The 14,283-nt window shown below is 58.4% G+C and carries 11 protein-coding genes and 4 tRNA genes; 6 read left to right on the top strand and 9 right to left on the bottom strand.

The annotated features are described in order from the left end of the window. The first annotated feature begins 270 nt into the window (after window positions 1-270). Both AAGQ88_RS19400 and mqo read left to right on the top strand, forming a co-directional pair. The gene (locus AAGQ88_RS19400) at window positions 271-1,911 is read left to right on the top strand and encodes a methyl-accepting chemotaxis protein (RefSeq protein WP_342653299.1); all 1,641 of its coding nucleotides are present in this window, start codon (window positions 271-273) and stop codon (window positions 1,909-1,911) included. Window positions 1,912-2,310: 399 nt separating this feature from the next. Beyond that, on the top strand, window positions 2,311-3,948 hold the full coding sequence (mqo, locus tag AAGQ88_RS19405) for a malate dehydrogenase (quinone) (RefSeq protein ID WP_342653300.1): 1,638 nt from the start codon (window positions 2,311-2,313) through the stop codon (window positions 3,946-3,948). A 157-nt stretch (window positions 3,949-4,105) separates the two neighbouring features. Here mqo and AAGQ88_RS19410 read toward each other — a convergent pair. Continuing rightward, window positions 4,106-4,182 (bottom strand) — tRNA-Arg (locus tag AAGQ88_RS19410). Window positions 4,183-4,496: 314 nt separating this feature from the next. Between AAGQ88_RS19410 and AAGQ88_RS19415 the strand changes: the two genes are divergently transcribed. From AAGQ88_RS19415 to AAGQ88_RS19425, 3 genes are all read left to right on the top strand, one after another. After that, window positions 4,497-4,730 carry a hypothetical protein gene (locus AAGQ88_RS19415; protein ID WP_285426041.1) on the top strand — a complete coding sequence of 78 codons (234 nt, stop codon included), beginning with the start codon at window positions 4,497-4,499 and terminating at the stop codon, window positions 4,728-4,730. Window positions 4,731-4,781: 51 nt separating this feature from the next. Beyond that, window positions 4,782-4,979 (top strand): PA3371 family protein, encoded by a 198-nt coding sequence (locus AAGQ88_RS19420; RefSeq protein WP_342653301.1) that lies wholly within the window; start codon window positions 4,782-4,784, stop codon window positions 4,977-4,979. A gap of 459 nt (window positions 4,980-5,438) precedes the next feature. Then, window positions 5,439-5,765, top strand: a complete 327-nt coding sequence (locus tag AAGQ88_RS19425) for an Arc family DNA-binding protein (protein ID WP_093464019.1) — start codon at window positions 5,439-5,441, stop codon at window positions 5,763-5,765. A 128-nt stretch (window positions 5,766-5,893) separates the two neighbouring features. On the opposite strand, the gene mgtE is transcribed toward AAGQ88_RS19425, so the two are convergent. Continuing rightward, a complete protein-coding gene (gene mgtE / locus AAGQ88_RS19430; protein WP_093464016.1) occupies window positions 5,894-7,336 on the bottom strand; it encodes a magnesium transporter in 1,443 nt (480 codons plus the stop codon). A gap of 374 nt (window positions 7,337-7,710) precedes the next feature. Between mgtE and AAGQ88_RS19435 the strand changes: the two genes are divergently transcribed. Then, window positions 7,711-8,142, top strand: a complete 432-nt coding sequence (locus tag AAGQ88_RS19435) for a DUF4124 domain-containing protein (protein WP_342653302.1) — start codon at window positions 7,711-7,713, stop codon at window positions 8,140-8,142. A gap of 41 nt (window positions 8,143-8,183) precedes the next feature. Here the strand turns inward: AAGQ88_RS19435 and AAGQ88_RS19440 are convergent. The 7 genes from AAGQ88_RS19440 to ltaE all read right to left on the bottom strand — a co-directional run bounded on the left by AAGQ88_RS19440 (window position 8,184) and on the right by ltaE (window position 14,214). Then, a tRNA-Arg gene (locus AAGQ88_RS19440) sits at window positions 8,184-8,260 on the bottom strand. A 135-nt stretch (window positions 8,261-8,395) separates the two neighbouring features. Continuing rightward, a tRNA-Arg gene (locus AAGQ88_RS19445) sits at window positions 8,396-8,472 on the bottom strand. A gap of 107 nt (window positions 8,473-8,579) precedes the next feature. Next, window positions 8,580-8,670 (bottom strand) — tRNA-Ser (locus AAGQ88_RS19450). Window positions 8,671-8,732: 62 nt separating this feature from the next. After that, window positions 8,733-8,921 carry a carbon storage regulator CsrA gene (csrA, locus tag AAGQ88_RS19455; RefSeq protein WP_020290522.1) on the bottom strand — a complete coding sequence of 63 codons (189 nt, stop codon included), beginning with the start codon at window positions 8,919-8,921 and terminating at the stop codon, window positions 8,733-8,735. Between the two features lie 181 nt (window positions 8,922-9,102). Further along, window positions 9,103-10,335 (bottom strand): aspartate kinase, encoded by a 1,233-nt coding sequence (locus AAGQ88_RS19460; RefSeq protein WP_093464006.1) that lies wholly within the window; start codon window positions 10,333-10,335, stop codon window positions 9,103-9,105. A gap of 93 nt (window positions 10,336-10,428) precedes the next feature. Next, entirely contained in the window at window positions 10,429-13,053 is a 2,625-nt protein-coding gene (gene alaS / locus AAGQ88_RS19465; protein ID WP_342653303.1) for an alanine--tRNA ligase, read from the bottom strand. Between the two features lie 156 nt (window positions 13,054-13,209). Continuing rightward, the gene (gene ltaE / locus AAGQ88_RS19470; protein ID WP_342653304.1) at window positions 13,210-14,214 is read right to left on the bottom strand and encodes a low-specificity L-threonine aldolase; all 1,005 of its coding nucleotides are present in this window, start codon (window positions 14,212-14,214) and stop codon (window positions 13,210-13,212) included. Between the last annotated feature and the right edge of the window lie 69 nt (window positions 14,215-14,283).

Consider the following 14,283-nt stretch of genomic DNA (forward strand, 5'->3'; position numbering starts at 1 on the left):
TGAGCAGGGGAAAAAGCGATGCAACCACGGTGCCAGCACGCTTGCAGGTGCCTCGACTGATCCATCCGATCAACCCTGGAGAGCGGTGGTCGAAAATGACGTAACACCTTGATCATGGATCCAAAATCCTCGAAAACGACGTCAAATGACGACGTTCATCGTATGCGTATCAAAACGTGTAAAGTCCGTGACCCGCTCGCCGATACGCAGGCAATGCGGCACACAACTGATCTCAGCCGCCATGCCCTCCTCCCTGCCCGAGTACTGTCCATGTCCTGGCTGATCAATCTGAAATTGAAGTCCAAGCTCCTCTCGGCATTCTGCCTGTGCGCGCTGATCACTGTGGTCGTGGGCGTGCTGGGACAAACCGGCATCTCGCGTCTGTATGAATTGTTCGACGAAACAGTCAGCAACAACCTGCTCTCGATCACCAAGGTCGATTCCGTGAAAGCGAACGTGATTGCCACCAACCGCGACTTCTTCAAAGTCATCGGCCTGAGCGCGATCAAGGCCAGCCCCGACGAGATCAATTCGGCGCTGCAGTCGTTCAAGGAAAACCAGGTTCAGGCCGAAGCCGATTTCAAGGTGTATCGCGGCACGCCGCTGCAGCCAGATGAAAAAGCAGCGGGTGACGACTTCGAGCGCGACTGGGCCGCTTATATCAGCGCCGCGCAGAATACCCTTGCGGTGATCCAGACCGGCGACATCGAACAAGCCAGCAGGCTCGCCGCCAGCAGCGTGACGCCCAGCTATCGCAAGACCATGGGCGAGCTGAAAATCATCATCGAATCCAATGCCCGTCAGGCCAATGAAGCGACGCAAGCGGGCGTCGACACCAACCGCCGCGTGACCTTGATTCTGACCATCGGCTCGATCATCGCCGTGATCTGCGCCATCGCCCTGGGCCTGCTGGTCACGCGCATGATTACCCGGCCGATCTACCAGTCCGTTGAAAGCGCCGCGCGCGTTGCCAGCGGCGATCTGACCCAGTCGATCGCCATCGGTGGCCAGGACGAAACCGGGCAACTGCTCAAGGCGCTGTCGCACATGCAAGGCAGCCTGAAAGGCACCGTGCAGCAGATCGCCAGCGCATCGGATCAACTGGCTTCCGCCGCTGAGGAATTGACTGTGGTCACTGACGACAGCACCCGAGGCCTGCTGCGCCAGAACGACGAAATTCAGCAGGCGGCCACGGCCGTGAACCAGATGACAGCAGCCGTAGAAGAAGTGGCGCGCAATGCCGCCAGCGCATCGCAGGTTTCCGCGCAAACGGCCGAGGACGCACTCAAGGGTCAGCAGCAAGTGCAACAAGCTGTGTCGGCGATGAACAGCATGACCGTGGAAATCAACGATTCGACCCAACGCGTCGAGGCATTGGCCGGGCAGATTCGGGACATCACCAAAGTCCTGGACGTGATCCGTGGCATCGCCGAACAGACCAACCTGCTGGCACTCAACGCCGCCATCGAAGCCGCTCGCGCAGGCGAGCAAGGTCGCGGTTTTGCGGTCGTCGCCGACGAAGTTCGCGCCCTCGCCCATCGCACTCAGGTGTCCACCGGCGAGATCGAGTCGATGATCTCCCAAGTGCGCAACGGTGCCGACGAAGCCGTGCAGGCGATGGGCAAGAGCCAGTCGATTGCAGTGAACACTCAGTCGCTTGCCACCGAGGCGGGCCGGGCGCTGGAGCGCATCAGCGAAGGCGTCAGCCAGATCAACGAGCGCAATCTGGTGATTGCCAGCGCCGCCGAAGAACAGGCCCAGGTCGCCCGGGAAGTGGACCGCAACTTGGTCAATATTCAGGACTTGTCGGCACAGACCTCCGCCGGCGCCAACCAGACCAGCGCTTCGAGTCAGGAGCTGTCGCGCCTGGCAGTGTCGTTCAACACGATGGTCGGCAAGTTCACCTTGTAACCCCTGCACGGAGCCGGTTCAGAGGACCGGTTTTCCGGCAAATGCTGCGCAATGGCCACATGAGACAAATTGGCGTATTGACTAAATCGTCCTGTGATTTGTCGTAAATCACATTTCGGGTACAATCGCCGCCCCGCCGCAGACACCCTTGGACCTGATGACCGAGTCCTGTGGCGACTGATGTTTACTCAAGCTGCTGAATCCAATGATCGAATAAAAAGCCAGCACCGAGGGACATAGAACTGGAGGTCGACCGATTCACTGGCCTCCTGACCCTTCCTCCGCGTCTTCCGAGAGCGAAGCCTGTCTGACGTTTGCGCCCCACCCGGCGCCAGCTGTAACAGGACGTTGCGCAACGAATGCTGCAGGCGGATAACTTTCTATCTATTGGATGACTCAATGTTCAAGAAAACGAGCAAGGCCCTGCTGGGTCTGGCGATTTCGGCGACCTTCCTGCAAGCCCACGCTGCCGAGAGCAAAAAAGTCGACGTGCTGTTGATCGGCGGCGGCATCATGAGTTCGACCCTGGGTGTCTGGCTCAACGAGCTGGAACCGGGCTGGTCGATGGAAATGGTCGAGCGTCTGGACGCCGTTGCCGAAGAAAGCTCCAACGGCTGGAACAACGCCGGTACCGGTCACTCTGGCCTGGCCGAGCTGAACTACACGCCTGAAGACAAAGACGGCAAGGTCAACATCTCCAAGGCCATCGAAATCAACGAAGCCTTCCAGGTGACCCGTCAGTTCCTGTCCTGGCAAGTGCGCCAGAGCGTCCTGAAAAACCCGCCTTCGTTCATCAATACCACGCCGCACATGAGCTTCGTGTGGGGCGATGACAACATCAAATTCCTGAAAAAGCGTTACGACGCGCTGCAAGCCAGCCCGCTGTTCCGCCCGATGCAATACTCCGAAGACCCGGCGCAGATCGCCAAGTGGGTCCCGCTGATGATGGAAGGTCGCGACCCGAACCAGAAGCTGGCGACCACCTGGACGCCGATCGGCACCGACGTCAACTGGGGTGAAGTCACCCGTCAGTATGTGTCCTACCTGCAGACCCGCCCGAACTTCGACCTGAAGCTGTCCAGCGAAGTCAACGACATCACCCGTAACGAAGACGGCTCCTGGCACGTTGAATACAAGAACCTGAAAGACGGCACCACTTCCGGTACCGATGCCAAGTTCCTGTTCATCGGCGCAGGTGGCGGTGCGTTGAAACTGCTGCAGAAATCCGGCATTCCGGAAGCGCAGGAATACGCAGGCTTCCCGGTCGGCGGCTCGTTCCTGGTGACCGAGAACCCGACCGTTGCCATGCAGCACATGGCCAAGGCCTACGGCATCGCCTCCACCGGCGCGCCGCCCATGTCGGTGCCGCATCTGGACACCCGCGTACTCGACGGCAAACGCGTCATCCTGTTTGGCCCGTTCGCGACTTTCTCCACCAAGTTCCTGAAAGAAGGCTCCTACCTGGACCTGTTCAGCAGCATGACCACCCACAACTTCTGGCCGATGACCAAAGTGGGTATCGAGCAGTACCCGCTGGTTGAATACCTCGCCGGTCAGTTGATGTTGTCCGATGACGATCGCTTCAAAGCGCTGCAGGAATACTTCCCGCACGCCAAGAAAGAAGACTGGCGCCTGTGGCAAGCCGGTCAGCGTGTGCAGATCATCAAGCGCGACGCAGACAAAGGCGGCGTGCTGAAACTGGGTACCGAGGTCGTTTCTTCAAAAGACGGCAGCATCGCCGCTCTGCTGGGCGCTTCGCCAGGTGCGTCGACCGCTGCACCGATCATGCTGAACGTCCTGGAGAAGATCTTCAAAACCCAGGTGGCGACGCCAGAGTGGCAAGCGAAAATCCGCCAGATCGTGCCGAGCTATGGCACCAAGCTGAACGATTCGCCCGCTGCGGTTCAGCAGGAGTGGAACTACACCGCAGAAGTGCTGCAACTGGGCAAGCCTCCGGTCATCGACCAGAGCGTCGGCACCAGCACCGAGCCGTCCAAGCCGGCCGAAAGCAAGCCTGCGAACGACATGGCGCTGTAATCCACGCCTGATCGCCCTGCGTCGGCAATCGTCGCAGGAACGTCAAAAAAGCCCCGCCAGAGCAATCTGCGCGGGGCTTTTTATTTGAGCGCACAGGCATTGGCGCACCACGTCGAGAGGCGAGAATCGAGGAGGAATTCAAGGGGGGCATTCAGAATGGTGTCCCAGGCGGGGTTCGAACCTGCAACCTTCCCCTTAGGAGGGGGATGCTCTATCCAATTGAGCTACTGAGACACTGATGCTGACGCTCTGAATGGCGCCAGCGGGACGGCGTGCATGTTAACGGCAAGCCATTGTTTTGTCATGTCGTCATTGGCTTTTTAGGCTGTAGTCCGCCGGACGTTTGACGAGGCAAAAAATCGCGTCATGCAAAATGCAATGCGGCAGAATGCCCTCATTGCAAAACGCAACCCACATCGCTGCCATTACCTTGATAAACCATTGATTTAAAAGCATTTTTATTCTTAAAATGTTTGGCATGCAGACTGCATTATCCCTTCTCGCGCATTCCCACCCTTCAAAATCAATTTCAAGCGAAGGTACCCGAGATGAACATGACCCTCACTTTGCTGAACGCCGCCGCGCTCATCGCAATCGTCGCTTTCCATTTTCAGGATGATGGAAGCAAGGCTGAGAGTGTCGCCGTTCAGGCTCAACCGCATTACCTGGTGAAACAGGCACCTCGTTTTGCAGCAATGCCCGCTCATAATTCGCAGGCGATGCTCGCCAACGACAGTGACGAAGCCATTCCAGTGGACCGCTCCGAACGTTGGGTATTCTGATTCGTTGATCTGAACCGGGTTTGCCAGCAAAATTTTTTCTAGAGAACAGCCATGTCCAAAGCAGCGTTATCCTTTCTTATCCTCGCCGTTATGGCCGTCGCCGTCGATCAACTGCTTCCAGCTTCCACGGAAATGCTCTCAACTGCGGCTAAAGCAGCTGCCGGAGTGTTCGCGGTCTTGTTCGTCGCAGCGCTATTCGTAGGCCGGCGCATCAAGTTCGACCCAGTGCTGCGTCAGGCGAAGCCCTGAGCGAACGCTCGTTAGCGCTCCTGCAGACTGATTCAGAAGTACCCTCATAGATCCAAAACCTGGCGACTCGCGCACGTCGTCAATGGCCTTTTCCGGCGAAAGAAAGACCCTTCGTCTCTTTCTTGCCAGCCTTTTCGATATTTCCCGCATCGCCCTCTACGCTGAAGACAGATAGCCATCACGGCGCAAACCCGCGTCCTCTGCGGCTGTCGCGCAGGTAGATGGGCGTTGGGAACTTTGCAAACCAGAACGCATTTCTGATAATTGGTGCTGGCTAAAAGCCTTTATCTAGTTCAATATTTGTCACAGATTTGACGCCAAGGATCCGACGGATTGATGCATGATGACGGACCTTTATGCTGGTTGGTTGAACATTTTGCCAAAACGACAGTCAGACAGTGACATCTCGCGGCCTAATGCAAGAACCGCCTCCCTCTTTGAACTAAATCGGTTAAATATATGAGCCCTATGAAACAGGCCAATTATTCCAGTCGCACAGCTGACAAGTTCGTTGTCCGTCTCCCGGAAGGTATGCGCGAGCGTATTGCGGAAGTCGCCAAACAGCATCACCGCAGCATGAACTCGGAAATCATTGCGCGTCTTGAGCAAAGTCTGATTCAGGAAGGCGCTCTGGGCGACGAGCCAAGCCTGCGTCTGGACAGCCCGGAGCTTTCGCTGCACGAACGCGAGCTGCTGCAACGCTTCCGCCAGCTGGCGCACCGTCAACAGAATGCCTTGGTTTCGCTTATCGCTCACGACACTAGCCTGGCTAACGACGACGAATAAGTCGCGCAGCCAGAGACTTAAAAGCCAGCCTCGAGCTGGCTTTTTTGTGCCCGCTTTATTGATGGCTTAGTTCACGCCCCATAGAAACGAAAAAACCGCCTTGAAGGCGGTTCTCCTGAAGTAGCACGTTAAAGCAGAAACAATGTAGCCAGACCCAAAAAGATGAAGAAACCGCCGCTGTCGGTCATCGCAGTGATCATTACACTGGAACCCATCGCAGGATCTCTGCCAAGACGAGCCAGCGTCATCGGGATCAACACCCCCATGAAGGCTGCGAGCAGGAGGTTGAGCGTCATCGCGGCGGTCATCACGACCCCCAATGACCAGCTGTGATACAGCAGGTATGCGACAACCCCGATCACTCCGCCCCAGATGATTCCGTTGACCAGCGCGACGCCCAGCTCCTTGCGCATCAAGCGTGACGTATTCCCGGTACTGACCTGATCGAGCGCCATGGCGCGAACGATCATGGTGATGGTCTGGTTACCGGAGTTGCCCCCGATTCCCGCGACGATAGGCATCAGCGCCGCCAGCGCCACCAGCTTCTCGATCGAGCCTTCGAACAGCCCGATCACGCGCGAGGCGATGAACGCAGTGATCAGGTTCACGGCCAGCCAGGACCAGCGGTTACGCAGCGACCGCCAGACCGAAGCGAAGATGTCTTCTTCCTCGCGCAGACCGGCCATATTCAGGACTTCGGTTTCGCTCTCTTCACGAATGAGGTCAACCATTTCGTCGATGGTCAGACGGCCGATGAGCTTGCCGTTCTTGTCCACCACCGGCGAGGAAATAAGGTCGTAACGCTCAAACGCCTGTGCGGCCTCGTAGGCATCGCCATCCGGATGAAAGCTGACCGGATCGCTGGCCATGACTTCGGAAACCTGTTTTTCCGGATCATTGACCAAAAGACGCTTGATGGGCAGCACGCCTTTCAGCACGCCGTCGTAATCAACCACAAACAGTTTATCGGTGTGGCCCGGCAGCTCCTTCAGGCGCCGCAGGTAACGCAGAACGACTTCCAGGCTGACGTCTTCGCGGATGGTCACCATCTCGAAGTCCATCAGCGCACCGACCTGATCCTCATCGTAGGAAAGCGCCGAGCGCACGCGTTCGCGCTGCTGGCTGTCGAGGGCTTCCATGAGTTCGTGCACGACATCGCGCGGCAACTCCGGCGCCAGGTCGGCCAGCTCATCGGCGTCCATTTCCTTGGCAGCGGCGAGCAGCTCGTGATCGTCCATGTCGGCGATCAGGGTTTCACGCACCGAGTCGGATACTTCGAGGAGGATGTCGCCGTCACGCTCGGCTTTGACCAATTGCCAGACCGTCAGGCGGTCTTCAACAGGAAGCGCTTCGAGAATATAGGCAACGTCGGCGGAGTGCAGGTCATCGAGCTTGCGTTGCAACTCGACAAGGTTCTGCCGGTGAACGAGGTTTTCAACACGATCCTGGTGCTGGCCTTCCTGCCGATGAGTCAGGTCTTCGACGATGCGCTGACGCTGCAGCAGATCGATGACTTGAGCAAGGCGATCCTGAAGGCTGTCCTGCGTTTTTTTTACTTCAATTTCGGTCATAGGCGAACTCCACTCCCAGCAGTGGAACACGCCGGAAGATCAATCAGTCGATTCGTGATTGGTACAGCTTAATTCTGAGTTGCTACTGGGTAAGTCCATGGAGGTATTCCACAAGCCCCGGCGGGGCTGACGGGCGCAATCATACACCGCTTGCCGAGGCTTAAGGTTAAAAATTCAACGCGGAACAATCGCTTGCAACACAATGTTAACCATTGTCCGAGTCGCTACTGCTACGACGTCACATCCCGAGAAGAAAACACGCTCGCCGATGAATTCCCTCTTGGCTAACCTGCCCTCCCCTCGGCTAAGGAAGACGCCTCATGCCATTCCAAAATCCCAGACCCGTCCTCGCATTGCTGTTGCTTGCGCCCTCGATGAGCATGGCCGCAACGGTGAATCGATGTCAGGACGCCAGCGGCAACATCACCTTCACCTCGGCCAGCTGCCCTCCCGGTCATACGCGTGAATTGCAGGACGCCCGCGCCCCGCTGACCGGGACTGTTCCGACAGCAACCGAGATAATGTCGGGACCGAAGCCACAGCCACAGCCGCAGCGAGAACTGGTCATCGTCGGACAGCGCGATGACGGATGTGGAAACGTGTTGAGCGCTGATCAGCGTCGCAAGGCGATTATCAACCAACAGACGCCACCGGGCATGACGAAAAGAGACGTTGAGAGCCTTTTGGGCAAACCCGACAAGATCATCGGCCGCAATGCCGAAGTGCGTTACGTGTACGAAGAGAAGAAAGGACGCAGCCGGTACATCACATTCGATGAGAGCGGTTGCGTAAAAGGTAAACGCTGAAAAGCAAAAAGCCCGCATTTGCATGCGGGCTTTTCGTTTTATGGTGCACTCGACAGGATTCGAACCTGTGACCGCTCGGTTCGTAGCCGAGTACTCTATCCAGCTGAGCTACGAGTGCATGTGGCGCTTGATAAACCAGATCACCTCTGGTTGCTGCATTTTACTTCTGGAAGTGAGTGGTACTTCCGAAGACCTGTTGAAGCCAGGCTCTTTCTTAAAGCAGTTGTTCGTATCACTACCAACAACGCTTAAATGGTGCACTCGACAGGATTCGAACCTGTGACCGCTCGGTTCGTAGCCGAGTACTCTATCCAGCTGAGCTACGAGTGCATTTGTTGCCGCGCATTATAGGCCGTCAAATCTTTTGGTCAAGAACTTTTTCTAGTAAATTCAACAACTTACCGATCAAGCCAGATTACAACGTACTACGCAAATAATGGCGGAGAACGGGGGATTCGAACCCCCGACACCCTTTTGAGGTGTACTCCCTTAGCAGGGGAGCGCCTTCGGCCACTCGGCCAGCTCTCCGCAACACGGGGCGTATAATAACCACCCTTTTCCCCGTTTGCAAACCAAAAATTCAATAAAAATTAATGGCTTGGTTCCTGGTCCTTCTCTTTCTTGATGCGCAGGTAAATCTCTTCACGATGGACAGCCACTTCCTTGGGGGCGTTGACCCCAATTCGGACTTGATTGCCTTTTACGCCGAGCACCGTCACGGTGATTTCACCATCACCAATTATCAGGCTCTCTGCGCACCGACGAGTCAGAATCAGCATAACTATCTCCTCACGCCTTACATTCAAGGGACTACAGTCTGCACAACCAAAAGGCACCAGCCCGGCCATGACGGCATCAAGCCTGTGCCTGAGTATTGACTAGCGCCGGGAAAAAAACAGGTTTCTGGCGCAGATCAAAAACAAAAAGGGCGCGGTGTCGACCGCGCCCCTTTCAAAACCCTTACTCGCCCTGGCGGGGAGCGTCGAGTTCGAAGGCGGTGTGCAGGGCGCGCACGGCCAGCTCCAGGTACTTCTCTTCGATCACCACCGACACTTTGATTTCGGAGGTGGAGATCATCTGGATATTGATGCTTTCCTTGGCCAGCGCCTCGAACATGCGGCTGGCAACGCCGGCGTGCGAACGCATGCCAACACCGACGATGGAAACCTTGGCGATCTTGGTGTCGCCAACGACTTCACGGGCGCCGATTTCTTTCGCGGTGTTTTCCAGGACGGTCAACGCGGCCTGGTAGTCGTTGCGGTGCACGGTGAAGGTGAAGTCGGTGGTGTTATCGTGCGCAACGTTCTGCACGATCATGTCGACTTCGATGTTCGCGCCGCTGATCGGGCCCAGAATCTTGAACGCAACGCCCGGGGTGTCTGGCACGCCACGGATCGTCAGCTTGGCTTCGTCGCGGTTGAAGGCGATGCCAGAAATGATCGGCTGTTCCATGGATTCCTCTTCATCAATGGTAATGAGGGTGCCTGGACCCTCCTTGAAGCTGTGCAATACGCGCAGCGGGACGTTGTACTTGCCGGCGAACTCGACCGCGCGGATCTGCAGCACTTTGGAACCGAGGCTGGCCATTTCCAGCATTTCTTCGAAAGTGATCTTGTCCAGACGCTGAGCCTGGGACACAACGCGCGGATCGGTGGTGTAGACGCCATCGACATCGGTGTAGATCTGGCACTCGTCTGCCTTCAAGGCAGCGGCCAGTGCGACGCCTGTGGTGTCGGAGCCACCGCGACCGAGGGTGGTGATGTTGCCGTTTTCATCGACGCCCTGGAAACCGGCGACGACGACAACACGACCGGCCTTCAGGTCGGTGCGAATTTTCTGATCGTCGATCTGCAGGATACGCGCCTTGTTGTGCGCGCTGTCGGTCAGAATGCGAACCTGATTGCCGGTGTAGGAAACGGCCGGCACACCGCGCTTGATCAACGCCATCGCCAGCAAGGCAATGGTCACCTGCTCACCGGTGGAAACGATCACGTCCAGTTCGCGTGGAACCGGTTGATCGCTGATCTGCTTCGCCAGGTCGATCAGGCGATTGGTTTCGCCGCTCATGGCCGACAGAACGACCACCAGATCATCACCCGCATCGCGGAATTTTTTGACTTTGTCGGCCACCTGCTCGATGCGCTCTACCGAGCCCACGGAGGTGCCTCCAAATTTCTGTACGATTAAAGCCATCTCAAAGCCGCCTCAGCCCGTGAAGGGCGCCCGTTAAACATTCAAACCGCGAAGCGCCGCAGCCCGCGGGATAGCGGGCTGCGGTGGGTCGACTTAAATTCCCTGTTCGGCGAATGGAACGGCCAGCGCAAGCGCCGCGTCCAGGCCTGCGGCGTCGACGCCGCCGCCTTGCGCCATATCAGGACGACCACCACCTTTACCACCCACGGCGGCGGCCGCTTGCTTCATCAAATCACCGGCTTTGAGTTGGCCAGTCAGGTCTTTGGTGACGCCTGCCACCAGTACGACCTTTTCCTCATGCACCCCGCCGAGCAGGATCACTGCGCGACCGAGTTTGTTTTTCAGCTGATCAACCAGCGCCAGCAGCGCCTTGCCATCCTGACCGTCGAGACGGGCAGCGAGGACTTTGGCGCCCTTGACGTCCACCGCCTGGGCCGACAGATCGTCGCCCGCCGCGCTGGCCGCCTTGGCCTGAAGTTGTTCCAGCTGTTTTTCCAACAGGCGATTGCGTTCCAGGACAGCGGAAAGCTTGTCCAGCAGGTTGTCGCGATTACCTTTGACCAGGTTCGCGGCTTCCTTGAGTTGTTCTTCGGCACCGTTGAGGTAGGCCAGCGCCACCGCACCGGTCACCGCTTCGATACGGCGTACGCCCGCAGCGACGCCACCTTCGCTGACGATCTTGAACAGCGCGATGTCGCCGGTGCGGTTGGCGTGAATACCGCCGCACAGCTCGACCGAGAAATCACCGCCCATGCTCAGCACGCGAACGGTGTCGCCGTACTTCTCGCCGAACAGCGCCATGGCGCCCTTCTTCTTGGCGGTGTCGATATCGGTTTCTTCGGTTTCAACCGCGGTGTTCTTGCGCACCTCGGCGTTGACGATCTCTTCCAGCGCCTTGATCTGCTCAGGCTTGATCGCTTCGAAGTGGCTGAAGTCAAAGCGCAGGCGCTGACTGTCGACCAGCGAGCCCTTCTGCTGAACGTGATCGCCCAGCACCTGGCGCAGCGCGGCGTGCAGCAAGTGGGTCGCGGAGTGGTTCAGCGACGTGGCCTGACGCACTTCGGCGGCGACTTGAGTGCTGACAGTCGCGCCGACCTTCAGGCTGCCGGACACCTGAACACCGTGGTGCAGGAATGCGCCGCCGGTCTTGGTGGTGTCGCTCACGTCGAAACGCACATCGCCAGACGTGAGGTAACCGCTGTCGCCGATCTGGCCGCCGGACTCGGCGTAGAACGGGGTGCGATCGAGAATGACCACGCCATCTTCGCCTTCGCTCAACTGCTCGACCGCCACGCCTTCTTTATAGAGAGCAACGACGTTCGCGTCGCCCGCGGTGGCGCTGTAGCCGGTGAACTCGGTCGCCACATCGACCTTGACCAGACTGTTGTAGTCCACGCCGAAGGAGCTGGCCGAACGCGCGCGCTCACGCTGGGCGTCCATCTCGCGCTCGAAACCGGCCTCGTCGAGGGTCAGGTTGCGCTCGCGGGCGATGTCACCGGTCAGGTCCATCGGGAAACCGTAAGTGTCATAGAGCTTGAAGACGACATCGCCAGGCACGACGGTGCCTTTGAGCTCGGCCAGATCCTGCTCGAGAATCTTCAGGCCCTGCTCCAGGGTCTTGGCGAACTGCTCTTCTTCTGCTTTGAGCACGCGCTCGATGTGCGCCTGCTGGGACTTCAGCTCAGGGAAAGCTTCGCCCATCTCGGCGACCAGTGCCGCAACGATCTGGTAGAAGAAACTGCCCTTGGCGCCTAGCTTGTTGCCGTGACGGCAGGCGCGACGAATGATACGACGCAGCACGTAGCCACGGCCTTCGTTGGACGGCAGAACGCCATCGGCGATCAGGAAGCCGCAGGAACGAATGTGGTCAGCCACCACTTTGAGCGATGGTTGCTCTTCGTTGCTGCAGCCGATGGCCTTGGCCGCTGCGGCGAGCAGGCTCTGAAACAGGTCGATTTCATAGTTCGAGTGCACGTGCTGAAGCACGGCGCTGATCCGCTCCAGGCCCATGCCGGTGTCGACCGACGGCGCTGGCAACGGGTGCAGCACGCCATCGGCGGTGCGGTTGAACTGCATGAATACGTTGTTCCAGATCTCGATGTAGCGATCGCCGTCTTCTTCAGGCGAGCCCGGTGGGCCACCCCAGATGTCGGCGCCGTGATCGTAGAAAATCTCGGTGCAGGGACCGCACGGGCCAGTGTCGCCCATGGTCCAGAAGTTGTCGGACGCGTACGGAGCGCCCTTGTTGTCGCCGATGCGAACCATGCGCTCGGCCGGCACGCCGACTTCTTTGGTCCAGATATCGTAGGCTTCGTCGTCCGAGGCGTAGACCGTGACCCAGAGTTTTTCCTTGGGCAGGTTCAGCCATTTGTCGGACGTCAGGAAGGTCCATGCGTAGGTGATCGCATCGCGCTTGAAGTAGTCGCCGAAGCTGAAGTTGCCCAGCATTTCGAAGAACGTGTGGTGACGTGCGGTGTAACCGACGTTCTCCAGGTCGTTGTGCTTGCCACCGGCGCGCACGCACTTCTGGCTGCTGACGGCTCGCGTATAGGCCCGTTTTTCCTGGCCCAGGAAGCAATCCTTGAACTGGTTCATGCCTGCGTTGGTGAACAGCAGGGTTGGGTCATTGCCCGGAATCAAGGAGCTGGAGGCTACACGGGTGTGGCCTTGCTCTTCGAAGAAGCGAAGGAAGGCTTCACGGATTTCTGCGCTTTTCATAGGTTCTTCCACGGGAACTGCGGCCTGAGGCAAATGCATAACGTCATTCGACGTAGCGACGGCAAAGGGCCGCATTATATAGGCGTTGTACGTGCGGTACAGCGTGTTTATTCGATAGAAACAGGCAATTGGATTATCGGTCGTCTGCGTGTCCGGTCATCGCGCGCCAAATTCGGCAAATGCCGTCACCACCTTCTCCAGTTGCGCAGCTGAAACATCCAGATGCGTGACCATGCGCAGGCGCGGGGCCGCGCTCAGGACGATTCCACGCTCGGCACAGAAGGCCTTGAGCAGCTCTGCACGCTTGCCGATCTGCACGTACACCATGTTGGTGTGCACAGGCTCGACGTCGAAACCCAACTCGCCCAATGCTTTACCCAGGAACGCTGCGTGCGCGTGATCCTCGGCCAGGCGCTCGACCTGATGCTGCAGCGCATAGAGCCCTGCGGCTGCCAGCAGACCGGCCTGACGCATGCCGCCACCGACCATTTTGCGCAGCCGACGGGCCTTGGCGATGAACTCATCGGAACCACACAGCACCGAGCCGATCGGCGCGCCCAGACCTTTGGACAGACACACCGACACCGAATCGAAATGCTGCGTGATCTCGCGGGCATCGACGCCCAGCTTGACCGCGGCGTTGTAGAGTCGAGCGCCGTCCAGGTGCAGGCCCAGACCGTTCTCGCGGGTCACCCTGCGGGCAGCGGCCAGGTAATCCAGCGACAACACCTTGCCCTGCATGGTGTTCTCCAGCGCCAGCAGGCGGGTGCGCGCGAAATGGAAGTCGTCGGCCTTAATCGCCGCGACGACCTGCTCCAGGTCCAGCGAGCCATCGGGCTGATTGTCCAGCGGCTGGGGCTGAATGGAGCCCAGCACTGCCGCACCACCGCCCTCGTATTTATAGGTATGCGCCTGTTGACCGACGATGTATTCATCACCCCGCTCGCAATGCGCCATCAGGCCGAGCAGGTTACTCATGGTGCCGGTGGGGACGAACAGGGCAGCTGCGAAGCCCAGACGCTCGGCCAGCCAGGACTCCAGATGGTTGACGGTAGGGTCCTCGCCATACACGTCATCGCCCAGCGGCGCACGGGCCATGGCTTCGCGCATGCCTGCAGTGGGTTGAGTCACGGTGTCGCTGCGCAGATCGATAACGGTCACGGTCGAGCTCCCTGGAAAGTGGTCGATCCTCAGTTCTGAGGCTTGGACGCTCGATAATCAAGGCTTCGG

The organism is Pseudomonas sp. F3-2 (assembly GCF_038804275.1).
In the GTDB taxonomy this organism is placed as follows: Bacteria; Pseudomonadota; Gammaproteobacteria; order Pseudomonadales; family Pseudomonadaceae; genus Aquipseudomonas.

Excerpts from the sequence above, each read along its gene's own strand:
- AAGQ88_RS19400 (WP_342653299.1), top strand. The coding sequence starts at position 271 with ATGTCCTGGCTGATCAATCTGAAATTGAAGTCCAAGCTCCTCTCGGCA.
- mqo (WP_342653300.1), top strand. The coding sequence starts at position 2,311 with ATGTTCAAGAAAACGAGCAAGGCCCTGCTGGGTCTGGCGATTTCGGCG.
- AAGQ88_RS19415 (WP_285426041.1), top strand. The coding sequence starts at position 4,497 with ATGAACATGACCCTCACTTTGCTGAACGCCGCCGCGCTCATCGCAATC.
- AAGQ88_RS19420 (WP_342653301.1), top strand. The coding sequence starts at position 4,782 with ATGTCCAAAGCAGCGTTATCCTTTCTTATCCTCGCCGTTATGGCCGTC.
- AAGQ88_RS19425 (WP_093464019.1), top strand. The coding sequence starts at position 5,439 with ATGAGCCCTATGAAACAGGCCAATTATTCCAGTCGCACAGCTGACAAG.
- mgtE (WP_093464016.1), bottom strand. The coding sequence starts at position 7,336 with ATGACCGAAATTGAAGTAAAAAAAACGCAGGACAGCCTTCAGGATCGC.
- AAGQ88_RS19435 (WP_342653302.1), top strand. The coding sequence starts at position 7,711 with ATGAGCATGGCCGCAACGGTGAATCGATGTCAGGACGCCAGCGGCAAC.
- csrA (WP_020290522.1), bottom strand. The coding sequence starts at position 8,921 with ATGCTGATTCTGACTCGTCGGTGCGCAGAGAGCCTGATAATTGGTGAT.
- AAGQ88_RS19460 (WP_093464006.1), bottom strand. The coding sequence starts at position 10,335 with ATGGCTTTAATCGTACAGAAATTTGGAGGCACCTCCGTGGGCTCGGTA.
- alaS (WP_342653303.1), bottom strand. The coding sequence starts at position 13,053 with ATGAAAAGCGCAGAAATCCGTGAAGCCTTCCTTCGCTTCTTCGAAGAG.